The organism is Enterococcus sp. DIV1368b (assembly GCF_050529595.1).
Lineage (GTDB): Bacteria > Bacillota > Bacilli > Lactobacillales > Enterococcaceae > Enterococcus_B > Enterococcus_B mundtii.
Window position 1 is genome coordinate 902862 of record NZ_CP172883.1, and the last position, 24436, is coordinate 927297.

General features: G+C 37.0%; 19 protein-coding genes. All 19 read left to right on the forward strand.

All coding sequences use genetic code 11. From position 1 onward, the window contains the following. Positions 1–94: 94 nt before the first annotated feature. The 19 genes from IGJ19_RS04260 to IGJ19_RS04350 all read left to right on the forward strand — a co-directional run bounded on the left by IGJ19_RS04260 (position 95) and on the right by IGJ19_RS04350 (position 24386). On the forward strand, positions 95–1018 hold the full coding sequence (locus IGJ19_RS04260; protein WP_010735950.1) for a YihY/virulence factor BrkB family protein: 924 nt from the start codon (positions 95–97) through the stop codon (positions 1016–1018). A gap of 77 nt (positions 1019–1095) precedes the next feature. Then, positions 1096–2226, forward strand: coding sequence for an MraY family glycosyltransferase (locus IGJ19_RS04265; protein WP_071865949.1), 1131 nt, complete (start codon positions 1096–1098; stop codon positions 2224–2226). After that, positions 2226–3026 (forward strand): glycosyltransferase, encoded by an 801-nt coding sequence (locus IGJ19_RS04270; RefSeq protein WP_142432954.1) that lies wholly within the window; start codon positions 2226–2228, stop codon positions 3024–3026. Before IGJ19_RS04265 ends, IGJ19_RS04270 begins: the two co-directional genes overlap by 1 nt. Next, positions 3026–3853, forward strand: coding sequence for a glycosyltransferase (locus IGJ19_RS04275; RefSeq protein WP_142432955.1), 828 nt, complete (start codon positions 3026–3028; stop codon positions 3851–3853). Before IGJ19_RS04270 ends, IGJ19_RS04275 begins: the two co-directional genes overlap by 1 nt. Before the next feature lie 4 nt (positions 3854–3857). Next, positions 3858–4568, forward strand: a complete 711-nt coding sequence (locus IGJ19_RS04280; protein WP_071866072.1) for a glycosyltransferase family 2 protein — start codon at positions 3858–3860, stop codon at positions 4566–4568. A 98-nt stretch (positions 4569–4666) separates the two neighbouring features. Next, positions 4667–5533, forward strand: a complete 867-nt coding sequence (gene rfbA, locus IGJ19_RS04285) for a glucose-1-phosphate thymidylyltransferase RfbA (RefSeq protein WP_010735945.1) — start codon at positions 4667–4669, stop codon at positions 5531–5533. A gap of 13 nt (positions 5534–5546) precedes the next feature. Next, complete coding sequence (gene rfbC, locus IGJ19_RS04290) at positions 5547–6119, forward strand: dTDP-4-dehydrorhamnose 3,5-epimerase (RefSeq protein ID WP_010735944.1); 573 nt, start codon at positions 5547–5549, stop codon at positions 6117–6119. A 23-nt stretch (positions 6120–6142) separates the two neighbouring features. After that, positions 6143–7171 carry a dTDP-glucose 4,6-dehydratase gene (gene rfbB, locus IGJ19_RS04295; protein ID WP_071865952.1) on the forward strand — a complete coding sequence of 343 codons (1029 nt, stop codon included), beginning with the start codon at positions 6143–6145 and terminating at the stop codon, positions 7169–7171. A 449-nt stretch (positions 7172–7620) separates the two neighbouring features. Then, positions 7621–8472: a dTDP-4-dehydrorhamnose reductase gene (rfbD, locus tag IGJ19_RS04300; protein ID WP_142432956.1), complete on the forward strand. Its 852-nt coding sequence runs from the start codon at positions 7621–7623 to the stop codon at positions 8470–8472. Positions 8473–8518: 46 nt separating this feature from the next. Continuing rightward, positions 8519–10534, forward strand: coding sequence for a DUF7657 domain-containing protein (locus IGJ19_RS04305; RefSeq protein ID WP_430604433.1), 2016 nt, complete (start codon positions 8519–8521; stop codon positions 10532–10534). Between the two features lie 117 nt (positions 10535–10651). Then, positions 10652–11881 carry an EpaQ family protein gene (locus IGJ19_RS04310; RefSeq protein ID WP_115358455.1) on the forward strand — a complete coding sequence of 410 codons (1230 nt, stop codon included), beginning with the start codon at positions 10652–10654 and terminating at the stop codon, positions 11879–11881. 340 nt (positions 11882–12221) lie between these two features. Beyond that, positions 12222–13028, forward strand: a complete 807-nt coding sequence (locus IGJ19_RS04315) for an ABC transporter permease (protein WP_019722596.1) — start codon at positions 12222–12224, stop codon at positions 13026–13028. An 11-nt stretch (positions 13029–13039) separates the two neighbouring features. Next, positions 13040–14260 carry an ABC transporter ATP-binding protein gene (locus IGJ19_RS04320; RefSeq protein ID WP_010735938.1) on the forward strand — a complete coding sequence of 407 codons (1221 nt, stop codon included), beginning with the start codon at positions 13040–13042 and terminating at the stop codon, positions 14258–14260. Next, entirely contained in the window at positions 14250–15836 is a 1587-nt protein-coding gene (locus IGJ19_RS04325; RefSeq protein WP_074799781.1) for a class I SAM-dependent methyltransferase, read from the forward strand. The genes IGJ19_RS04320 and IGJ19_RS04325 overlap by 11 nt, the downstream gene beginning before the upstream one ends. A 31-nt stretch (positions 15837–15867) precedes the next feature. Next, positions 15868–18006 (forward strand): glycosyltransferase family 2 protein, encoded by a 2139-nt coding sequence (locus tag IGJ19_RS04330; RefSeq protein WP_142432957.1) that lies wholly within the window; start codon positions 15868–15870, stop codon positions 18004–18006. 214 nt (positions 18007–18220) lie between these two features. Further along, a complete protein-coding gene (locus IGJ19_RS04335) occupies positions 18221–19612 on the forward strand; it encodes a sugar transferase (RefSeq protein WP_430604434.1) in 1392 nt (463 codons plus the stop codon). 17 nt (positions 19613–19629) lie between these two features. Further along, positions 19630–20670 carry a glycosyltransferase family 2 protein gene (locus IGJ19_RS04340; RefSeq protein WP_071865959.1) on the forward strand — a complete coding sequence of 347 codons (1041 nt, stop codon included), beginning with the start codon at positions 19630–19632 and terminating at the stop codon, positions 20668–20670. 122 nt (positions 20671–20792) lie between these two features. Next, on the forward strand, positions 20793–21650 hold the full coding sequence (locus IGJ19_RS04345; RefSeq protein WP_074799780.1) for a LicD family protein: 858 nt from the start codon (positions 20793–20795) through the stop codon (positions 21648–21650). After that, a complete protein-coding gene (locus IGJ19_RS04350; RefSeq protein WP_430604435.1) occupies positions 21651–24386 on the forward strand; it encodes a DUF5776 domain-containing protein in 2736 nt (911 codons plus the stop codon). The last annotated feature ends 50 nt before the right edge of the window (positions 24387–24436 follow it).

The following is a 24436-nucleotide window of genomic DNA, read 5'->3' on the forward strand; positions in this document are numbered from 1 at the left end:
CAAAAAAATCCAAAATGAAAAAGCCATTTTCGATTTTTCTGCCTTATTACTCAGTGTAGACCGCTTCTTTCACAACCTTGAACAGGAGATTACTATGAATATTTTGAATAAAATAAAACAACATAAGAATTTAATGCGTTTTATTGAGACGACGCAAAAGAGGATCGTTGATTCTGAAATGGGAACGACTTCAGTAGTTGTGGCTTATTATTTACTCTTATCTTTGTTTCCATTGATTATTGCGCTTGGAAATATTCTACCGTATCTTCAAATCGATCAAGAAACTGTCTTGACTTATATTCGCCAAGTGATTCCTGAAACAATCTATCAGTTTATTGGACCGGCGGTAAAAAATTTGTTGACACAAAGTTCTGGTAGTTTGTTGTCATTGTCAGCTATTGCAGCTTTATGGTCAGCTAGTCAGAGTATCAATGCATTACAGATTGCCATGAATAAAGCGTATGGAGTTGAAAATAGAGAAAATTTCATCATTGTCCGTTTCTTTTCCTTAATAGTTATCATCTTGTTCATGATTGCGATTAGTGGTGTCACTTTAGTACTTGGATTAGGACAAATGATTTTAGAGGCGATTCAACCGATCTTTAAAATACCTGTAAACTTTATTGACCAATTCCAAACATTGAAATGGCCGATTACTTTGGTAGCATTATTTGTGATCATGTTTATGATTTATTGGATTGTACCAAATGCGCAATTGAAATTTAAAGCAGTGATTCCTGGTGCTGTATTTGCAACGACTGGTTGGATGTTGTTGTCACAAGTTTTTGGGATTTATGCTCGTTATTTTGCAACGCGTGTGAGCGGTTATCAAATCATCGGAAGTTTTATCGTTTTGATGCTTTGGTTAAACTTTGCTGCGACGATCATTATTCTTGGTGGAATCATCAATGCTGTTGTGCAAGAGTACATAACAGGAAACGAAATAAAAGAACGAAGAAGCATCACATCAACATGGCTTGGTAAACTAAAAAATAAATTTTCTCAAAAAAAGAATTAGAAACACGAGTTCTTATTGTAAAATAGCGACAGTGTTTTATAATTATTAATGACTCTTTAAATAAAGTAGGTGCCCGTATGCTGGTTTCTTTTAGTATGGTAATAAGGATTTTTTTGACAATTTTATTGTCTTTGATATTGACCCCCATTTTTAAAATAATTTCAGTACAAACTGGGATGGTCGATAAACCGAATGAACGACGAATAAACAAAGTGCCGATGCCTTCAGCTGGTGGCTTACCTATCTTTGTTTCCTTCGTGATATCTAGTTTGTTTTTGTTCAAAGATATCATCCCTAAATTTTATATTCTACCTATATTATTGGCTGCATCCGTCATCGTGTTGACCGGATTACTTGATGATAAATATGAACTTTCACCTAAGCAAAAAAGTATTGGCATTTTATTAGCGGCTTTGATCGTCTATTTCATCGCTGATATCAGAATCGATTCTTTTACCTTACCATTCTTAGGTTATATCCAATTAGGTTGGCTTAGTTTTCCTGTTACCATTTTTTGGATTTTTGGGATTACTAATGCAGTTAATTTGATTGATGGTTTAGATGGCTTAGCAGCAGGGATATCTTTGATTGGCTTGATGACCATTGGTATTATTGGCTACTTTTTTTTACATGCCTCAACAGTATATATACCTATAGTTATTTTTTGTTTAGTCGCAAGTATCATCGGATTTTTCCCTTATAATTTTTATCCAGCCAAGATTTATTTAGGAGATACAGGTGCACTTTTCTTAGGCTTTATGATGGCGGTTTTATCTTTACAAGGATTAAAGAATGTTACGTTTGTTTCATCGATTTCTTTGTTGATCATCATGGGGGTACCTGTTACAGATACTTTTTTTGCAATCATTCGTAGAAAAGCGAATCGAGTATCATTTTCTACGGCTGATAAGAAGCATTTGCATCATCGATTGCTCGCTTTAGGCTTTACGCATAAAGGAGCTGTTTTGACGATCTACTCCATTGCTTTGATGTTTTCATTTACTGCAATGATCATGAATTATACGGGAAGCCTTGGAACGATCGCTTTGTTCTTAGTGATGCTATTTGCTGCTATTTTATTATTTGAATTGATCGGATTGATCAATGAAAAATACCAATTTATTCTAAAAACATTACGGTTTTTAGGGAATAAAGAATACCGTACACAAGTGATGCAGAAATACTTTAAGAAATGGAAAAGACCTTAATGGAGAACAATAAAAAAATGCCGATTTTAATTAGCATTGTGACAGCAAATAGTAAAAAAATATTCCAGACATTAGATACGATCATTGCGACGATCGGTGAAGAACCGGCAATTGAATTTCAAATTTTTGATAATAACTCGACACCTGAATACCAAGATCGATTACGCGAATATTTAAAATATCCGTTCGTGAATATTTATTTCAATAATGAAAACCGAGGCTTTGGATTTGGTCATAACCATACCTTGCTCCAAAGCGCTGCACAATATGCGGTGATTTTTAATCCAGATATTTTAGTAGATGAGCAGACGGTGATCGACCTGGTTGCGCTCTTAGAAACGCATCCTGAATGTGCGATGTTGGCACCTAAAATCTTGAATGAAGATGGGACGACTCAATACTTGATTAGACAGCGTTTAGCTCTATTCGACTATGTACTACGTTTCATTCCTTTCAAATTTGTCAAAAAAATGTTTGATCGGCGATTGAATCGCTTTGAATGTCGTGATTTACCGGAGGATCGTGATTCTTATGTTCGCATGATTTCTGGTAGTTTTATGGTAGTAGATGTTGCGAAATTTAAATCAATCAATGGGTTTGATACTCGCTACTTTATGTATTTTGAAGATAATGATCTTTGTTTAAGTTTTGAAAAAGCAAACGAAAAAATCCTTTATACGCCACGTTACAGTGTCATCCATCTATATGGAAAAGGAGCACATCGTAATTTCAAGCTTTTTCGAATTTTTTTAAATTCAATGATGAAATTCTTCCATAAGTGGGGGTGGACTTTCTTCTAATGACACCAGAAATAGCAGTAGTGATCGTATTGTATCACCAAAAAATCAGCCAATCGCCTTCTTACGATTATTTAAAAACAGCTACGCAAGCTGGGACAGTGGAGTTAGTTATTTTTGATAATAGTCCTGTTGCACATGCTGATGTGCTTTATTCAGAAAAGAATGTCCATTATCATCATGATCCAGAAAATCCAGGCCTAGCGGTTGCTTACAATTATGCAATTGACCACATTTCTGATACGGTACAGACACTTATAACATTAGATCAGGACACTCAGTTAGGTACTGATTATTTAGAAACCGTAGCCGAACTCACTTGGACAACAGAACGAGTAGCTGCGGTTCCCTTAGTATTTTCTGGTACAAAACAAATCTCTCCGGTGTGGGCAGACCACTATATCAATCGCCACTTCGAAGTGATCGAAGAGCCAGTGGTCACACGTCAGCGGATTATGGCAATCAATTCTGGTGCGGCATTCTCGCTCGCATTTTTAAGAGAGATCAATGGCTATAATACCGTGTTCCCACTCGATTTTTTAGATCATTGGCTTTTTTGGCAAATCAAACAATTAAACAAAGAAATTGTAGTTTTACCCACTATAATGACTCATGATCTCTCAGTATTAGATTATAAAAAAGTCAACGTAACACGCTATCAGTCGATATTGGCTGCTGAGTCGATCTTTTACCAAGAATACGACCGTCAGCATTTAATGCAACATCGGAAGCAGTTAGTATTAAGAATGACAAAGCAATTTTTGACTGTCAAGAATCGTCAAATCTGGCGAATGACTTTACGTTCGTTTGTTGATAATTGGAAGGTGTGAAATGATGCGATCGGTTTGTATAGCAACCTTTAATGGTGGCGCGTATTTAAAAGAACAATTGGATAGTATCTTAAAGCAACTTTCTCCAGAAGATGAAGTGATTATCTCGGATGATGGTTCAGTCGATGATACTTGGTCGATCTTAACAGAATATGCACATAATGATCCACGTATCAAACTTTTTGAAGGTCCTAAACAAGGTTTGATCAAAAATTTTGGCTTTGCGATTGAACAAGCTCAGGGAGACCTGATATTTTTAGCAGATCAAGATGATGTATGGTTAGATGGGAAAGTAGAGAAAATCACACAATACTTTAGCCTTCATCCAAAACAACTAGTAGTTATTTCAGATTTAGTAATCGTAGATAGCCAGTTGAATGAGATCCATTCCTCATACTTTACCTTTAGGAGATCCAAAGAAGGCTGGTTGACGAATTTGATTCGTAGTAACTATATCGGTGCAGGGATGGCTTTTCGCTCTTCATTAAAAGAGACGATCTTACCGATACCTGACAATGTACCGATGCATGACATGTGGATTGGTTTGCTGGCGGGAAATCATGCGGGCTTTATTCGAGAACCCTTGACTCTTTATCGGCGACACGATTTTAATGCAAGTGAAATTGAAACGAAGAGTAGTTGGCGCCAGAAAATCGCTTGGCGGATCCATTTGATCCAAGCACTTATACAGCGGAAATGGAAAAAACATCCCTAAAAGATATTGTTAAATTCTCAAGAAATCCATGACAAATAGCAGGATTGATGAGATAATAACAAAAGTGAAAATTCAAAGAAAAAGGAGCGCTTATATTCATGAAAGGAATCATCCTTGCGGGAGGAAGCGGAACACGCTTGTATCCACTAACAAAGGCAACCTCGAAACAGTTGATGCCAGTCTACGATAAACCAATGATCTATTATCCAATGTCTATTTTGATGTTGGCAGGTATCAAGGAGATATTGATTATTTCAACACCTCAAGATACCCCACGCTTTAAAGAATTATTTGGAAATGGGCATGATCTAGGTATTCACCTTGAATATGCGGTTCAAGAGAGTCCCGATGGCTTAGCTCAAGCTTTTATCATTGGGGAAGAATTTATTGGCGATGATAGTGTTTGCCTTGTTTTAGGAGATAATATCTACTATGGTGGCGGACTATCAAAAATGTTACAACGTGCTGCCTCTAGAGAAAGTGGAGCGACCGTTTTTGGGTATCATGTTAATGATCCGGAACGTTTTGGTGTGGTCGAATTTGATGAAAATATGCAAGCTCTCTCTATTGAAGAGAAACCAACAGAACCAAAATCAAATTATGCTGTCACAGGACTTTATTTCTACGACAACGATGTGATTTCAATTGCAAAAGAAATCAAACCATCTGAGCGTGGTGAATTAGAAATCACTGACGTCAATAAAGCGTATTTAGAAAGAGGAAAACTTTCTGTAGAGATTATGGGACGTGGTTTTGCTTGGTTAGACACAGGCACGCATGAATCTTTACTTGAAGCTTCTACCTTTATTGAAACGATTGAAAAGCGTCAAAACTTAAAAGTTGCTTGTTTAGAAGAGGTGGCTTATCGAATGGGCTATATCGACAAACAACAATTAGCTGTTTTGGCAGAACCACTGAAAAAAAATCAATATGGTCAATACTTATTAAGATTGGCTGCTGAATAAGGAGTTTTTAGTGATGAAAGTGACGGATACTAAATTAACAGATGTTAAAATTATCGAAATGGATGTTTTTGGGGACCATCGTGGTTTCTTTACAGAAAGCTATTCAAAAGCAAAATTTGCGGAACATGGATTAGATTTTGATTTTGTCCAAGACAATCACTCTTTATCTGCTGAAGCGGGAGTGATTCGTGGCTTGCATTTTCAAAAAGGGGCATCCGCTCAAACAAAATTGATCCGTGTCACTTCAGGAGCAGTCTTAGATGTGATCGTCGATATTCGTAAAGGTAGTCCGACCTATGGACAGTGGGAAAGTTATATCTTATCTGAACACAATCATCGTCAATTACTTGTACCTAAGGGATACGCACATGGTTTTGTGACGTTGACACCAAATGTGAATTTCCTTTATAAATGCGATAATTATTATGATGCCGCAGCAGACGGTGGGATCGCATTTGACGATCCAGAGTTAGCGATTGATTGGCCGATCGATCTTTCAAAAGCAATCATGTCTGAAAAAGATCATAATCATCCTACACTGAAAGAATTTGAAGCAGAAAACCCATTTGTTTATGGTGAAATCTAACATTTGATGAGGAGAAATATTAAATGAAAAATATCATTGTTACTGGTGGAGCAGGCTTCATTGGATCAAATTTTGTACATTATGTTGTACAAAACCACCCAGAAGTACATGTGACAGTCTTAGATAAATTAACTTATGCAGGAAACAAAGAAAATCTAGCAGGATTGCCAGCTGATCGTGTGGAGCTGGTTGTCGGAGATATCGCAGATGCAGAATTAGTCGATCGATTAGTGGAAAAAGCAGATGCAGTGGTGCATTATGCTGCTGAATCACATAATGATAATTCACTTAAAGATCCGTTTCCATTTGTACACACGAACATCATTGGTACGTATACATTGCTAGAAGCTTGCCGTAAGTACGATGTTCGTTATCATCATGTTTCTACGGATGAAGTCTATGGTGACCTACCATTACGTGAAGATTTACCAGGTCATGGCGAGGGTGAAGGTGAGAAGTTCACTGCGGAAACACCTTACAACCCGTCCAGCCCCTATTCTTCAACAAAAGCTGGTTCTGATTTATTAGTGAAAGCTTGGGTTCGTTCATTTGGACTAAAGGCGACAATCTCAAATTGTTCCAACAACTACGGACCTTATCAACACATTGAAAAATTCATTCCACGTCAAATCACTAATATTTTAAGTGGTATCCAACCTAAGTTATATGGAGAAGGAAAAAATGTTCGTGATTGGATCCATACGAATGACCACTCTTCTGCCGTATGGTTGATCCTAACCAAAGGAAATATTGGGGAAACCTATTTGATTGGCGCTGATGGCGAGGAAGATAACAAAACCGTGTTGGAAATGATCTTAGAAATGATGGGTCAGCCTAAAGATGCCTATGAACATGTCAAAGATCGTGCTGGCCATGATTTGCGTTATGCGATCGACTCAACCAAGCTTCGTCAAGAACTGGGTTGGCAACCAGAGTTCACTAATTTCCGGGATGGTTTAGCAGAAACCATCAAGTGGTACGAAGAGAACCAAGAATGGTGGCAAAAAGAGAAAGAAGCAGTTGAAGCAGCTTACGCTAAAAATGGACAATAAGAGGTGAGCAACCAAGCTTCCTCGGACAAGCTGCGTAGATAAGAGTCAAAGACTTCCTCTTATCGGATGTTTTTCTTGCTTGAATAGATAGCTTGAGAGACTCAACCTCTTTTAAATAGTCAATGAAGGGGCACTGCGTTTAACTGACGCTGCCCCTTTTTTCATGAAAAAGTTTTTAAGAGCGCTTGATGGATGCTCATCCTCTCGAAAAGCGAGAACCGATATGGTAGAATAAGCTTGGTTCTTAGAACGTGGTCAGAACATAACTGTTCTGCCGTTGTTTTGGGGTAAGGGGAGAGAAAGATACCGTTATTTTTGTCCAATACTCCGAACAAACAGTTGAATGAATCGTCTTCAAAAGATAAAGCGTTCATTAAAGACAACAAGAAAGCTAATGATATTTTTACAAAAACAATTTAAAAATAAATAAATCAAGGAGCGATTGCGTTATGTTTTTATTAACAGGTGGAAATGGTCAACTTGGTACCGAGTTACGTCATTTATTAGATGAGAAAGGGTTAGATTATGTTTCGACTGACGCCCAAGAACTGGATATCACGGATGCAGAAAAAACAATGACTTATATCACAGACTTAAAGCCTGAAGTCATCTTCCATTGTGCAGCCTATACTGCTGTCGATAAAGCAGAAGACGAAGGAAAAGAATTAGATGAAAAAATCAATGTAGACGGAACGAGAAATGTTGCATTGGCAGCGAAAGCAGTGAATGCGAAATTGATTTATATCAGTACCGATTATGTCTTTGATGGTAAAAAAGAAAATGAAGAATATCTAGAAGATGATGCAACGAATCCATTGAATGAATATGGTCGTACAAAATTACTAGGCGAACAAGCAGTGCAGGAAATTTTAGAAGATTATTATATTATTCGTACGTCATGGGTATTTGGCGTATATGGTCATAACTTTGTTTATACGATGCAACGTTTGGCACAAACCCATGATCGATTAACAGTGGTCAATGACCAATTTGGACGTCCGACATGGACACGCACACTAGCTGAATTTATGGTCTATGTAATCGAAGAAAAAGTACCATATGGTGTCTATCATCTATCAAATGAGAATAGTTGTTCATGGTATGAATTCGCAAAAGAAATCTTAAAAGATACAGCAGTAGAAGTAGCACCTGTTACTTCAGCTGAATATCCACAAAAAGCAACACGTCCACAATATTCAGTGATGAGCCTGAAAAAAACGGAAAATCTTGGTTTTGTTATTCCAACGTGGCAAGAAGCACTTGAACAAATGTTACAAGCTTCTGAAAAATTAAACAAATAAGGTTTTTCCTTAGAAAAAAGAAACAACGAAGAAATTGGAGAATTTTATGGAAAAACAAACAAGAAGTGCAAGGCGAGATAAATCACGACAAACGGAAATAGAACAGACGCATCCATTTTTAGATATCCTATTGAAATTGCGTTATGTGATTGGTTTACTGGTGATCGTTATCGTTGTGACATTCAACTTGAATGGTAGTTCGATCGGCAGTTGGGATAACTATGTGTCACAAAGAGATGATGGAAAAAAGACGGATGTGATTTTTGGTCAAAATCGAGAAGTTCGTTCAGATGAATGGCTGGCCCAAACGCCTTTTTATTTCTCTCAAGCAGAATCGGGCTATCCGGTCATCAACGAAGATTATTCATTGAATGGACAAAATATGATCATTGCCTACAATTCACCAGTGAAAGATATCACTGTTATCGGGAAACCATTTAACTGGGGATTCTTCTTTTTAGGAAGGGATCGAGGGTTATCTTTTTATTGGGCAATGAAACTGGTAGTCATGGTCCTGTTAGGATTTGAACTACTGATGATCTTAACGAAACGAAACAAGCCACTTTCGTTGATCGGTTCATTTGCATTGACCTTCTCACCAGCTGTTCAATGGTGGTTCATGCAACACGTTGGCGATTTGATTTTCTTTACGATTGGTTTAATGGTCGCCTTTTATCATTATTTTTATCAACATGAAAAAAAGTGGCTGCGCGCATTGATGATGTTACTAGTGGTCATATTCGGTCTCGGCTTTATCTTAGTCATCTATCCGGCCCATCAAGTGATGCTCGCCTATCTATTAGTTTTTTATTTTGTCGGTTTACTGGTCTATTACCGCAAAAAAATACAATGGGATTGGTTTGACGCTGTATTGATTACTGCTGCGTTGTTGTTTATTGGTATTGTCATGTGGCATTTTTGGTCAATTTCTAAAGATGCGTTACTCGCCTCTTTGAATACGTTGTATCCTGGGAATAGAGTAAGTACAGGTGGTAAATGGAAATTTAGTGAATTTTTCTATTTCTTAACGAACTGGAAAATCCCATTCGAGGATATCAGTTTCTCAAATAATTCAGAAGTAGCACTATTTTACCATTTCTTCCCAACTGTCTTTTTAGCAAGTCCATTTGTCTTGTTTGGGAAAAAAGACGACGATCAAAAAATTATTGGTCGGATCTTAATGCTCTTTTGTCTATTCGCGATCTTTTGGATCACCATTGGCTTACCTAGAACGATGGCTCAATTGACCTTGTTATCATTTGTCCCGCCATTTCGTGCGATCTTGACTTTCAGCTTTGCGGCATTTCTATTATCGATTTGGTTTATCGCGTACATTTGGAAACACGATGTCATCCCTACGTGGTATAAATTTGTCTTATTGATTGCTAATGCAGGTATCTATTACTATGCGTTACAAGGTTCCAAGATGGAAGGGTATTTCTCTGACCTTGAGCTGATCAGTGTGATTGTTTTGGGAACACTTCTTTTAGCATTTGCATTGTTTCGACAACGCGTATTTTTCTACCTTTCATTTAGTGCATTGATCATTGCTTCTGGCTTCTTTGTGAATCCAGTTGTCCAAGGAACAGGTGCGATTTTTGAAAAAACGTTAGCTAAGGAAATCCAAAAAATCGACCAACAAGATCCAGGTCAAGTATGGTTAACCGAAGATGAGCTCTATAACTTCACACCGGCTTTAGGAGTGAAGGCGTTCAATACGGTCCGCTTTTATCCAGACAAAGCTGCATGGCAATTGATTGATCCAGAAGGGGAATATGAGCGTTTTTACAATCGTTATGCTCATACTAGAGCCTTTATTGCTAAAGAAGATACAGCCTTCAAGCTAGATCGTCCAGACATGTTCTCAGTGACTTTGAATTTTGATGATGCTGAAAAGTTAGGCATCAAATATGTCGTAACCAAGCGTCCTTTAGATGACTATAACCAGCGTAATGAAGCGCAGTTCACTAAATTATATGGACCAGACGACGATGGGCACATGATCTATGAAGTAGCCTATCCAAACTATGCTATTTGGCAAACCCAATCAACAGGTCAATAAAAATTTGTAGTTTGAAGAAGATGTGTGCTAAAAATGGAGATATTGGATCAGCTAGAGACCTTATTGGTTACGCTGATCCAATCATCCATTCTTAAAAAGTATTATTTAGAAGAGGAGGTGGAAACCATTCAAACATTTGTCGAAAAATTCATAAATAAAATGAGTACTGGGATCTTGTTGTTGATGCTGATCGCTCTTTTTTCTGTCTGGACGATCGGTATAGGCACACCAGCTACTTTATTTTTATATGAACATAGCGCACAGTTCGTCACTTTTGGTGTATTTGTCTTAACAGGACTGAATATCTATAAAGCAAGAGGATTTGACTTTTTTTATCTAGGAGCAGCAGTTGTCATCTTCTGTTTCTATACGTATTTCAGTGGGATACGAGATGGTTCTTTGGCAGGTAACCTGTTGATCCCAATCCTGATTCTGATTGGATTGAGTGTAAAGTGGATCGAATTTGACAAAGTAGATCGAGGGATTTATTTGCTTGTCTTCTCATTTTTCCTTGCTGTTACGGTATATCGAGTATTTACAGAGATTCAAGTACCTGAAGGACAAAGCATATGGAACCAAGATAATAAATTATCCGATATTTGGATTAATACAAATACGATCGGTAGCTCGTTGATGATGCTTGGACTACTGATCAGTGGTTTCGCCAGTTCGTTTGAACGTTGGTATATTCGGATTCTTGGGGTACCAGCGATCGTCGCTGCATTTTTAGGAATCTGGGTATGTCAATCACGCTCGGCATTGATTGCGATCATCATTTTTGCTTTATTAGATATCTGGCCTAAAAGATTCTTTAAATTTATTCGTGCACCTTTTATCGGCTATTTAGCTATTTTTAGTCTGGCGCTACCGATATCCTATTTAGCTGCCACTTCTGAAGAGATCAATCTTTTCACTGGAAGAGAAGGCATATGGCTGAAATTTTATCAAACGATTTCCGAGAGTACGGAGCAACTACTGGTTGGAATGAAGCCTTTTCTTTATTTTCGTGGGGATGAGGTTTTAGGTAATCACAATAGTTATAATTCTATTTTGAATTTATATGGATTGATAGGAATCGCAATTGTAGGGATTTTATTACTTGTTTTTGTTGGAAGACTAACACTGAAAGCAGATTATTCGAATGGACAGCTTACGTTCTTATGGGCATTCATGGCAGTAATGATCCAATCGTTTATGGAAGATACATTGACTTCTTTCCCTTGGGTACCTATCGGCTACTTATTGTTAGCGATGGCAAGTCATCGTTACGATCAGCCACCGAGTAAGCAAATAAAAATACAAGAGGAAAATCAACTGTCAACTTCAAGACTTGCACGCTATCACTGAATTTGAAAATAAGGGGTGTGAGACAACAGTAACAATCAATTTTGTCTTTCACCTTAGAATCGAATAAATGGTGGGAACAGGAGCAAGCACTTCGGAAACAAGGCTGAACACTTCTGTCTCAACCTCAATCAATAAAATAAAAACGTGGGTAAGCCTTTTTTAGGCAAGCCCACGTTTTTTGCTTCATTGCAATTAAGTATCATCTTTTGTAAAATAGTAACGTTGATAAAAAGTTTACTTAATAGAAAATTAAGAAACAACGAATATCGCAGTCCTTGGCTCAATATGTGGTAAAATGGCTGTTGACTGTAATTAATTGAAACTGCTTGGAGGAACACAAATGTTGAAAGATTTGTTTTTATTTATGAAGGATATCTATCAAAATCGAAAGCTATTACTTCAATTCTCGTTAAACGATTTTAAATCACGTTTTGCGGGTTCATTTTTAGGGATTTTATGGGCGTTCATCAATCCCGTGTTTACGGTTCTCATTTACTGGTTAGTCTTTGGCTTCGGCTTGAAAGCGGCGATGACTGATGGGAAGTATCCGTTTATCGTCTATCTGATCACAGGGATGGTCCCATGGTTCTTTTTCTCAGATGCGTTTACCTCTACAACACTTGTTTTCCGAGAATACACCTATTTAGTGAAAAAAGTGGTATTCAATATCCGTATCTTACCAACAACTAAAATCCTTTCAAACCTGTACTCACATATGTTCTTTATTTTGATTGGTTTAGTCGTAACAATGGGACATGGTATTTTTCCAACGGTCATGTCTTTACAATTGATTTATTATCTATTTTGTATGGTCGCCTTTTTGACCGGATTGACGTGGTTGACCGCCTCGATTCAACCTTTTATACCAGATATCATGCAATTTATCACGATTTTACTACAGCTGATTATGTGGACATTGCCGATTCTTTGGAGTCCAAGTCAATTTAATCCAGCAATCATAAAGATTTTAAAACTAAACCCATTGTATTATGTTGTTCAAGGTTACCGTGAATCCTTCTTAAGTCAAGCTTGGTTCTGGGAACATGGTACTTATACAATCTATTTTTGGGTAGTTACATTAATCATGTTCGTAATCGGTTCCTTGGTGTTCCGTAGATTGAAACCACATTTTTCAGATGTGCTGTAAGGAGTATAGTTATGACAGAATACGCAATTAAATTAAACAACATCACTAAATCATACAATATGTATGCGAAACCGACGGATCGTTTTAGAGAAGCTTTGAATCCGTTCAAGAAATCGTACCATGATGTGTTCTATGCATTGAAAAATATTGATGTAGAGATCAAAAAAGGTGAAATGATCGGTTTTGTCGGTGAAAATGGTTCTGGTAAATCAACGATGCTCAAAATCATTACAGGCGTTTTGACTCCAACAAGTGGAACCATGGAGATCGAAGGAAAGATTTCTGCCTTACTTGAATTGGGTTCAGGTTTTAATCCAGAATATTCTGGATATGAAAATATTTATTTAAATGGAATGGTTCTTGGCTTTTCCCGTGAAGAAGTCGATGCGATGGTGGATGACATCATTGATTTCGCAGATATCGGAGACCACGTTTATCAACCTGTAAAAACTTACTCAAGTGGGATGTTCGTGCGCTTAGCTTTTGCGGTAGCGATCAATGTCAATCCAGATATTCTGATTGTTGATGAGGCACTCGCAGTAGGTGACTTGGAGTTCCAATTGAAATGTATGGAAAAATTTACGGAAATCAAAAATTCTGGGAAGACGATTTTATTTGTTTCCCATGACATCAGCTCGATCCGTCGTTTCTGCGACCGCTCTTACTGGCTAAAAAATGGTGAAGTTGTAGAATTTGGAGATACGATGGATGTGACAACCAATTACGAAAACTTCTTAAAGAAAAAATCAGTAAAAACAGTGGATCGTAACAAAAATCAAGTGGAACGTTTTGCTGCCCCAGATATCGTCGATGTGTTAAGTGCTGAATTACTAGATGAAAACAAGCAACCGATCGATATGTTAGAACAAGGGGAAGATCTTTATGTAAAGGTCACCTATGAAGTGAAAGATGATACTATCAAAAAACCTGTATTAGGGATTGCCCTACGAACGGTCGATAATTTCTATGTCTGTGGCTTGAATACTTTACTGGACGATATCACAATTCCTTGGGAAAAAGGAAAAAATGTCTTTTATCTCAAGTATAAGAAGTTAGGCTTACTTGCTGGCGAATACTATTTCGATGTGGCGGTTTTTGAAGAAAATGCCACCGTCCCACTAGTGTATAAAACGAAGTATATGAACTTATTTGTGACGGGTTCTTATATTGGTGAAGGGATCGTGGTCTTGGATCACCAGTGGAAAGAAGGAGATCAAAACAATGAAGTATGATTTCGAGATGGATTTAGATGAACAAAGTAGCGTAGGTAAGATTGTTGGACAAATCAAACCAGGAAGTAAAGTCTTGGAATTTGGTCCTGGCAATGGACGCATGACGAAACATTTGATCGGTGCAAAAAACTGTGAAGTAAGCATCGTTGAACTGGACAAAGAACTATTTGATTACGTCAATGAAATTGCACAAGATGGTTTTTATGGCGACATTGAAAGTTTTGAATGGGCAAAATATTATGCTGGTCAAACATTTGATTATATTTTATTTGCAGATGTCTTGGAACATTTAGTGGATCCTTTGAAGACATTAAAAAAAGTCAGAGAATTTCTAAATGAAGAAGGCGAGATTTTGATTACTTTCCCTAATCTCGTGCATAACTCTGTATTGATTCACCTCTTTAATAACGAATTGCCGTGGGCTTCGTTTGGGCTATTAGATGAAACACATAATTCATTTTATACCCACGAAGGCTTCCAAAAAGTATTTGCAAACGCTGATCTGCACATCAACATTGAAGATTATTTATATCTAGCAGTAGGGGATACTGAATTGAAGTCAGCATATACTGACTTACCAGAAGCAGTTCGTTATGATTTCAAAATGCGCCCATTTGGCGAAGTGTATCAGTATTTCTTTTCATTGAAAAAACACCCAAATGTGGAAGCTAAAATCAATTCACCGCAAAATTCAAATTATGTCAAAATGATGGAAATCATCAAAAAGAGTACGCAAGAAGAAATATTACAGATCCCGTTCAATAATTATACGGGAGAAAACCAAGTATTGACTTTTCCACTGACAGAAGAACCGGCAAGTTTTATTTTTCAATTTGAAAAGCAACCAAGTTACCTTGAGTTCAGTGTTGAAGTAGACGGAGTAAAGCATGATTTTATCGCATCGAATGCGGTCATCAAAACAGCGACAGACTGTTATATCTTTGATGGATCAGAAGCACCAAGACTAGAATTGACCGATATAAGTGGAGAAACGATCAAAATCTCTTGCCATTATCGATTCATTGGTGAATTACCAGCAACGATGGCTGAAGTCCTTAGAGAAATCAAACCTATGGCTGCTGTTCAAAAAGAACTATCTGCTGAAAACGAGAGATTAACAAAAGAAAACCAGCACTTACAAATAGAGAATAAAGAGCAGACGAAAGTCTTGAAGACTACGACTGATCGATATTTTGACTTGTTGCAACCTAACAATTGGGCAATAAAGCCAAAAGGACGATTGGTGAGACCAAAAGAAACGGCAAAAAAAATCCAAGCCAAAGAACTTTCTCTTTGTGTCGACGAAAAAAATTGGGATCCAGAAACAAAAGTACTCAAAATCATTGGATGGGGAATTTCAAATGCGGAACGTAAACCTTTATCTTATAAGTTGTCTGTAGATCAATCACCATTCTTCGAGGTTCAGCAGATTGAGCGAACCGAAGTGAATGAAGCCGAAAAACTTCCTCCCCACACAAAAGCTGGTTTTGAGATCCAGATAGCGTGTGAACAAGAAAAATCATTTTTGATCGAATTGATTGCAGAAAATGGGCAGTCTTGGCTAGTTGAAATATAAATAACTTATTAGGTAAAGGAGTACCAAACCAGTGCAAAAAAAAGAAATTGCTGTATTTATCGATAAAATCACTCGTGAGCGGGCGACCGGCGATTTATTGATCGTTGGTTGGGCAATCGATGAAGTAACGAAAGAAATACCGACGATCCAAGTTGAAAAAGAAAATATTATAGCAAAAAATACACCAGTCGTGCGTTTAGATATCAATCATCTCTATGATTTGGACGTAAAGACGCAAAGTGGTTTTAATCTTCGATTATCTGGAAAGATGAAGGGGAAAGCAATTTTAGATTTTCAAACGAAAGATCATCAAAATGGAATAGCCGTCAAATTGAATGGACGCTATCCTTATGATGATGGCATCGAGTCGAGTTTGGAAAAGAAAAAACGATTGTTAAAAAAAGGCTTGAACTATGCTCGGACGCATGGCCTAAAAAAGGCTGTACGTCGTGTGAAAATGGAATTGAAACCAGGTTCCATCGACTATGCGCAATGGATCGCTAAGCATGAACAAATTGACGTTGCAGCACAAAAAACAAAAGCGCAAGCCTTTGCCTATCGTCCATTGATTTCTGTCGTGATGCCAGTTTATAACGTAGAAATCAAATGGCTAGAAAAATGTATCGATTCTGTGATTGCTCAAACATATGACCATTGGGAATTGTGTATCAGTGATGATGCCTCTACCGATCCTAAAATCCATAAATGTTTAGAACGTTATCAGCAAAAAGACCCACGGATCAAAGTTGTCTTTCGTGAAGAAAACGGACATATTAGTTTAGCCACGAACTCTGCACTTGAGATCGCTGAAGGAGAATTCATGGCACTACTTGATAACGACGACGAACTTCCTGTCAATGCATTGTTTGAAGTAGTCAATGTCTTGAATGATCGGCCAGAACTTGATTTGATTTATAGTGATGAAGATAAGATCGATGCTGATGGCAATCGCTTCGATCCTCATTTTAAAGCAGACTGGTCACCTAATACGTTGATGGGAAATAACTATATTTCTCATTTAGGCGTCTATCGATTAAGTATCGTCAAAGAACTAGGTGGCTTCCGAAAAGGCTATGAAGGTTCACAAGATTATGACCTAGTTCTCCGTTTTACAGAAAAGATCCCAGCAGATCATATTTATCATATCGATCGTGTCCTTTACCATTGGCGTACGATTCCAGGATCAACAGCTAGTAGTGGTGAAGCTAAAAGTTATATTTACGATTCTGGTGTGAAAGCTTTGACGGATGCATTAGCTCGCAGGAATATCAAAGGTAATGTGCGTCCAGGAAGAATCTCAGGGTTTTATGAAATCAATTATGATGTCCTACAAGAGGAGCTAGTCAGCGTCATCATCCCAACCAAAAATGGGTATGACGATTTGAAAATGTGTATTGATTCGATCATCGAAAAAACGACCTATCCTAACTACGAGATCATTGTAGCTGATAACGGTAGTACTGATCCTAAGATGCAAAATCTTTTTGACTCCTACAAGGAACAACTGAAAGAACGCTTCATTGTAGAGTTGATCGATATTCCCTTCAACTATTCTCGCATCAATAACCTTGCGGCTGAAAAAGCTAGTGGAAAGTATTACTTATTCCTGAACAATGATACCGAAGTGATTGCTCCTAATTGGATGACAACAATGGTCTCATATGCTCAGTTTGATTCGATCGGCTGTGTTGGCGCCAAACTTTACTATCCAGATGATACGACTCAACATGCGGGTGTACTCGTTGGAATCGGTGGCGTCGCTGGTCATGCGTTGAATAATTATGACCGCACACATTGTGGCTATTTCGGACGATTAGTGATCGACGTCGATTATTTAGCAGTGACTGCCGCTTGTATGATGGTCAAAGCAGATGATTTCAAAGCGGTGGGTGGCTTCGATGAGACATTACAAGTTGCCTTCAATGATGTAGACTTATGTCTTAAAGTCTATGAACTTGGTAGAAACAATGTATATGCTCACCAAGTTGAGCTTTATCACTTTGAGTCAAAATCTCGCGGGTATGAAGATACGCCAGAAAAGCAGAAACGCTTTGCGGGTGAAATCAAAAAAATGCAAGATAAATGGCCCAAATATATCGCACATGATCCTTTCTATAATGACAATTTGACAAAACAAGGAATTGGCGATTTTTCATTACGACCAGAATGATTCTTGCATATTATGCTATGCCTTCAACAAAACTTGATACCTCATCAAGTCTTGTTGAAGGCATATTTTATGGGGACTGTTTTTGACACAACAGTGTTGCTAAAGCAACTAAGAGAAACTTTGAATTTAGGTTACAATTTGGTTATTCACTATGTTTTTAAAGTGTGCTATGGTAAGATGATAGAGGTATTATTTTGTGGTTAGGAGTGTATACATGAATAAAAATGGAGAATGGAATGCTGCTCGTCGGATATTCATTATCATGCTGGATGTCTTAGTTTACAATGCAGCGATATATATAAGTTTCTTATTGAAATTTCAAGGAGAAATTCCCACACGGAATTTTGAGACCTTTCAACATTCTGCAGTGTTTATATCTATCATCTTTATCGTCTTGAATATTTTATTAGGGGCATACGTCTTCTATAATCGGATGATCAGTGACATTATATTTGTGACTGTAATAGGGCAAGTATTGATGTCTTTAGGTGTAATGGTGGTGACTTTCGCTGGTCGATGGTTTGCCTTTCCACGGGCAGTTATTCTTTTATCTTTGGTAGTAGGAACAGTTTTACTGAGCTTATACCGTATCTTGGTCTACAAATTATATTTGAAAGTCAGTAGAGACAAGAAAGTAGTGATCGTTGGACTTGAAAAAGATGTTGCTCCAGCAATCCAAAATTTCCAATCTAAAAAAAATAATAAACATAAAGTTGAAGCGGTCGTTATCGATAACTATTATGAAAACATCAAGAAGATGATCGATACGATCGATATCGTCTACTTGTCATCACATATTGAAGAAAATGAAAAAATCAAGATTTATCAATTAGTTACTAAGAAGGAAAAAAAATTATTTTTGAATACGACTTTTGAGAATTTAACAATGATCAATCCAAACATTATGAACTTTGAAGATGAAAGTATCATTGAAGCTTCTGGTTTCAAGATACAACCAGAAGATGAATTGTTCAAACGCTTATTCGACATTATCATTTCCTTTATCTTACTGATCCTTGCATCACCTTTCATGTTGCTTACAGCAATACTAGTCAAAGTGACTTCACCAGGACCAGTGATCTATAAACAAGTCCGTATCACTAAAAATCAAAAAGAATTTTCAATCTATAAATTCCGGTCAATGACAGCAACAGCTGAAGCAAAATCAGGACCTGTCTTAGCGAAAAGTAATGATGCTCGAGTAACACCAGTCGGTAAATTTATCCGTGCTGTACGTTTTGATGAATTGCCACAGATTTTTAATGTGTTAAAAGGCGATATGTCGATCGTCGGTCCACGCCCAGAAAGACCTTTCTTTGTGGATCAATTCAATGCAGAAAATCCTTATTATTATTTGAGACATAATGTCCGTGCAGGCATCACCGGCTATGCCCAAGTATATGGGAAATATGTTTCTGACTATAACAGCAAGTTACGCTTTGATTTGTTGTATATCAAAAAATATTCGTTAATGATGGATCTAAAGATCTTATTGCAAACGATCAAGATCCTTTTTGATAAAATGTCTTCCCAAGGGTTAGAAGAGGATGAAAATGCCAGCTCACTGCAGGAAATAGATTTTCCAAAAGAACGAATTTATCGCTAGATCGGGAGGCACATAAAATGATAGAACCAAAATTTAGCATTATTGTGCCAGTCTATAATGCGCAATCCACGATAAAAAAAACGATCAAAACATTACAGACATTGGACTACGATGATTATGAAGTGATCATCGTCAACGATGGTTCAACAGATGATACTGAAAAAATGATTGTCACATTGACTGAAGGAAATCCAATTTTTCAATTGATAACAACGGAGAATAATGGCCCAGGTATTGCAAGAAATATTGGTATTGAACAGGCAAAGGGTTCTTATATTTTATTATTTGATGCCGATGATGAACCGAGCAAATCGATTTTAAAGAACTATGATCAACTACTTACCAATCATCCGCAGACAGATTTGATAGTCAGCTCTTTTCTTTTTAGAACGATGGATAATGAAAAAGTAGTATCCGAAAAAGTGAATCAGGTACCTGATTCCATTTATCGAAGCCATGAAACATTTTTAGAAGACATGTATCATTTGATGAATCAACAACTAATGTATGTGGTATGGAATAAGTGCTATCGCAGAGATATAGTCATAGCACAAAATATTCGATTTAGAAATTACCGTAGCTGCGAAGATCGTATCTTTAATTTAGAATACTATCAACATTGCCAATATGTGGTCATGAATCCAATCGTTGAATATACGTATGAATTCGTTGGAGGAAAGGGTATCACTAATAAATATTATCCTAATAAATTTCAAACCTTCAAAGAATTTTATTTGATAGCAAACGATGTAACAAATCAAATAAACAAACCCGGAATGGCTGCACTTTTATTAAAAGGAACGACTTCAGTGATTTTTTCTATTTATGGCAATTCCGATCAAACATCTAAAGAAAAAAACAGAGAAGCAAAAAAAGTTTTAGCTGATCCGGTGATTCTTGAAGCTAAAAATATAGCTTTGACAGATTCAACGGCTAAAAAGGTTACGAAGCTTCTGTATAAATTACCTGCACCGATTTTTTTATCGGCTGTTAGAATAGGTAGTTTTGTAGAAGAAAAGATGCCAGGATTGATGGCTTTCTTAAAACGATCGTATTAAAAAGCACGCTCAATCAGTTGAGCGTGCTTTTTCGTAATGTTTTTTAACCAAATGGCAACTTGTAAAAAACACACGCTTGTGCGAAAATATATAAGAAATTAAAAATGGATGAGGCTGTAATAATGTATAGTAATGATGTAGAACTAAAAAATGTGCAAAAAGTCGTACTTGAAATGTCAAAGTACTTTGTTGAATTTTGTAATGAGAATGGATTGGTATGTTATTTTTGTGGCGGTGGCTGTATTGGATCGATTCGTCATCAGGGATTCATACCTTGGGATGATGACTTAGATTTTTTTATGCCTAGACAAGACTACGAGAAACTAAAGATCCTTTGGAACAAACATGCAAATAAGGATCGTTATCCGTTATTATTTGCTTCATTAGATTACAATGATCATAATTCGTTTATGACTATTCGTGATACAGAAACAACGTTTGTAAAAACGTACCAAGAAAATATGGATATCCCACATGGTATTCCTATCGACATTTTTCCATTAGATGGTGCACCAGAAAGCAGATATAAACAAAAGATTCAAAAAATATGGGCATTGATCTATGCTTTATTCTGCTCACAAGTAGTACCAGAAAAACATGGGGGGCTTTTAGCTACTGGAAGCAGAGTACTTCTGAATATCTTTAGCTCTAAAAAAGCACGATATAAGATTTGGCGTTTCGCTGAAAAACAAATGAGTAAATATCCATTTGGTTCAACAAAGTATGTGACAGAGTTGTGTGTCGGGCCAAAATATATGGGTAATATTTATAAGTTGGATGATTTTAAATCTGCAGTTTTTGTCCCTTTTGAAGATGTCAAGATGCCGATTCCAATCGGTTATGATCGCTATTTGAAACAAGTTTTTGGAGAATATATGGAACTACCTCCAATAGAAGATCGGCAACCCCATCACGAGGCTGTTGTTCTTGATACAAAAGTATCATACAAAAAAAGACATAATAAAAATAAGGAGAATTAAATGGTGAAGAAAAATACAAGAATGTTGCCCAGAAAAATCAGCATTAAAAAGATCTTGTCAGGAACACTTTTGTGCACAATGCTATTGAATGGTTTTGCTCCTAGTATGTCTGCAAATGAAATTCAGTTTTCAAAAGCCAAAACAGGTAAAGATATTTCAGCTGTCCAACAAAGTGATACCACTACCGAAGATACAGCGGGAAGTACATCGAGCAGCTCAACTGAGAATGTAGAAGAGAGTACTGCTACTACAGAAACAATATCAGAGAGCTCTACCACTACGGATGAGTCAAGTGAGTCCGTAGAAAATAGTTCGACTACAACAGAAACTGGAGATAGTTCTTCAACAACCGAGAGTAGCTCTACAAACCAAGAAACGACAGAATCAACTGATGAGGCTGCAAAACAACAATCAACTGAAGATGTCGAAGTTGGTAAACAAGGAACAAACCATAAAAAAGGTACGTATGCAATGCAATCTGGTGGGATATCTTTGCGAGCAGCATCAGTGATTGACAAAGTTTATGCGAACAATCCTAATCTTCCAGGTAAACATTTTATAGATGTAGCTAGTTGGAATGGAAATATTTCAGTAGCTGAATACCAAAAAATAAAAAGTTATGGTGTGACATCTGTATCGGTGAAATTAACAGAAGGAACTTCATACACTAACCCTTATGCTGAGAATCAAATTAACAATGCAAAAGCTGCTGGCTTGACAGTTTCTGCCTACCATTACAGTTTATATACATCAGCCCAAACTGCACAAGCCGAAGCAAATTATTTTGCTGATGCTGCAAATCGATTGGGATTAAATAAGAATACGATCATGTTCAACGACGCAGAAGACCCTACGTTGATTAACAACGGAAGAGACGCACATAATAATTCGCTAGCTTTTAACAGACAACTACAGGCAAAAGGTTTTTCTAATGCAGCTCTATATATAGGAAAATATTGGATCACTAACGGATATATCAATACTTCGGCTTTCGGTAAAGATCGGGTATGGGTAGCGCAATACCCTTATTCACCAGATCAATCAATGCAATGGAACAATGACCATGGCGCGTGGCAGTGGTCTTCTAATATGCACTTCCCTGGGATTGCTAATTATGAAAACAGACCATTTGATATCTCAATGAGTTACAGTGCATTTTTCAGTGCGCCTAATCCCGGTCCAGATCTAAGTAAATATTATACAACCAATCCAGGTAGAGTCATTGTCAAACAAGATGATAACTTTTACAATGATGTGAATTTTACTGATCCAGGTCTTAGAGTCAAAAAAAATACTCTTGTGACTGTAAAAAGTATTCAGACAACTGCTAGCGGTATCCCTCGATTGTATACAGATAAAGGCTACTTAACGGCGAATAAATCATATGTAGTTGCGGCTCAGAGCAATATCGATTCATACTTCACAACGAATCCTAAAAAAGTTCGTTTAAAAGCAGATGATTATTATTACGCAGACACAGACTTCAAGCAACGTTTGAATAAAGTGTCAAAAGGTACCATCGTAGAAGTAGAGGATCTAGCGTATACCCAATCAGGCATTTTCCGTCTTAAAACAAAGAATGGTTATTTAACAGCTAATAAAAATATAGTTGAACAATTTTTAGAAATGTCAGATTTATATTATACAGCAAATCCTGGTCAAATCATTACTTTAAAAAATGATCAATATTATAAAGACGTTGAGTTTTCGACAGCAGGTGAATCTGTCCCAACCGGTACAGTCATAAAAGTAACAGGTATCGAAAAAACTAAAAGTGGGATTCCTCGTCTCAAGACAAATAAAGGCTATTATACTGCTAATAAAGACTACGTGATCGCTACAGTATCTGGCATTGATAATTACTACACGATGCGTCCGACACAGGTTGTTTTAAAAGCAAATGACGCCTATTATCGGGACCCTGAGTTTTTGCATAAAGGAGCGTCGGTCAATAAAGGAACCTTGGTAAATGTAACCGGGGTTGAATATCGTGAAAATGCAGTCCCACGTTTGATTACACCAAAAGGCTATTTAACTGCGAATAAAAGTTACGTACAAGAAGTGCCAAGTAACATCAACGATTATTACTATAGCAATATCAATCAAGTAGTCATGAAGAAGAACGATAGTTACTATAAAGATGTTTCATTCAGCCAAAAAGGTGATCCTGTCTTAAAAGATGAAGTGATCAAAGTGCAAGATATCGTCTTCACTACTAGTGGCATCCCACGTTTAAAAACAGCCAAAGGTTATGTGACAGCAAATAAATCTTATGTTATGACATTATTTTCTAATAGTGATAACTATTTCATAGAAAACCCAAGGAAAATCATTATGTTAAAAGAGGATCGTTATTATTCGGATCTTGCTTTTAATAATCCTGGGGCGACTATTCCAAAAGGTAGAGTAATCGATGTATTAGGTGTAGAATTTACAACTACAGGAGTTCCTAGATTAAAAACTGCCAATGGGTATATCACAGCAAATAAAACATATGTGACAGCTGCAGCAAATAGCAATAACAACTACTTTGTGACCAATCCAAATAAAGTGCAACTTTTGGTAGATGACCATTATTATAAGGATCTGAACTTTACTCAAAAAGGAAATGCAATTAAAAAAGGGACGATTTTGACAATCGAAGGTATTGAATATACCGCATCAGGTATGCCAAGATTGAAAACAGCGGATGGTTACATTACAGCAAATCAAGCCTATGTAAAAAAAGTAAACTAATACAATAAAACCAGGGACATGAAAAGATCAACTATTTTATGTTCCTGGTT

Bases quoted from the DNA above. Each gene is read 5' to 3' on its own strand.
- IGJ19_RS04260 (WP_010735950.1), top strand. From the start codon at position 95: ATGAATATTTTGAATAAAATAAAACAACATAAGAATTTAATGCGTTTT.
- IGJ19_RS04265 (WP_071865949.1), top strand. From the start codon at position 1,096: ATGCTGGTTTCTTTTAGTATGGTAATAAGGATTTTTTTGACAATTTTA.
- IGJ19_RS04270 (WP_142432954.1), top strand. From the start codon at position 2,226: ATGGAGAACAATAAAAAAATGCCGATTTTAATTAGCATTGTGACAGCA.
- IGJ19_RS04275 (WP_142432955.1), top strand. From the start codon at position 3,026: ATGACACCAGAAATAGCAGTAGTGATCGTATTGTATCACCAAAAAATC.
- IGJ19_RS04280 (WP_071866072.1), top strand. From the start codon at position 3,858: ATGCGATCGGTTTGTATAGCAACCTTTAATGGTGGCGCGTATTTAAAA.
- rfbA (WP_010735945.1), top strand. From the start codon at position 4,667: ATGAAAGGAATCATCCTTGCGGGAGGAAGCGGAACACGCTTGTATCCA.
- rfbC (WP_010735944.1), top strand. From the start codon at position 5,547: ATGAAAGTGACGGATACTAAATTAACAGATGTTAAAATTATCGAAATG.
- rfbB (WP_071865952.1), top strand. From the start codon at position 6,143: ATGAAAAATATCATTGTTACTGGTGGAGCAGGCTTCATTGGATCAAAT.
- rfbD (WP_142432956.1), top strand. From the start codon at position 7,621: ATGTTTTTATTAACAGGTGGAAATGGTCAACTTGGTACCGAGTTACGT.
- IGJ19_RS04305 (WP_430604433.1), top strand. From the start codon at position 8,519: ATGGAAAAACAAACAAGAAGTGCAAGGCGAGATAAATCACGACAAACG.
- IGJ19_RS04315 (WP_019722596.1), top strand. From the start codon at position 12,222: ATGTTGAAAGATTTGTTTTTATTTATGAAGGATATCTATCAAAATCGA.
- IGJ19_RS04320 (WP_010735938.1), top strand. From the start codon at position 13,040: ATGACAGAATACGCAATTAAATTAAACAACATCACTAAATCATACAAT.
- IGJ19_RS04325 (WP_074799781.1), top strand. From the start codon at position 14,250: ATGAAGTATGATTTCGAGATGGATTTAGATGAACAAAGTAGCGTAGGT.
- IGJ19_RS04335 (WP_430604434.1), top strand. From the start codon at position 18,221: ATGAATAAAAATGGAGAATGGAATGCTGCTCGTCGGATATTCATTATC.
- IGJ19_RS04340 (WP_071865959.1), top strand. From the start codon at position 19,630: ATGATAGAACCAAAATTTAGCATTATTGTGCCAGTCTATAATGCGCAA.
- IGJ19_RS04345 (WP_074799780.1), top strand. From the start codon at position 20,793: ATGTATAGTAATGATGTAGAACTAAAAAATGTGCAAAAAGTCGTACTT.
- IGJ19_RS04350 (WP_430604435.1), top strand. From the start codon at position 21,651: ATGGTGAAGAAAAATACAAGAATGTTGCCCAGAAAAATCAGCATTAAA.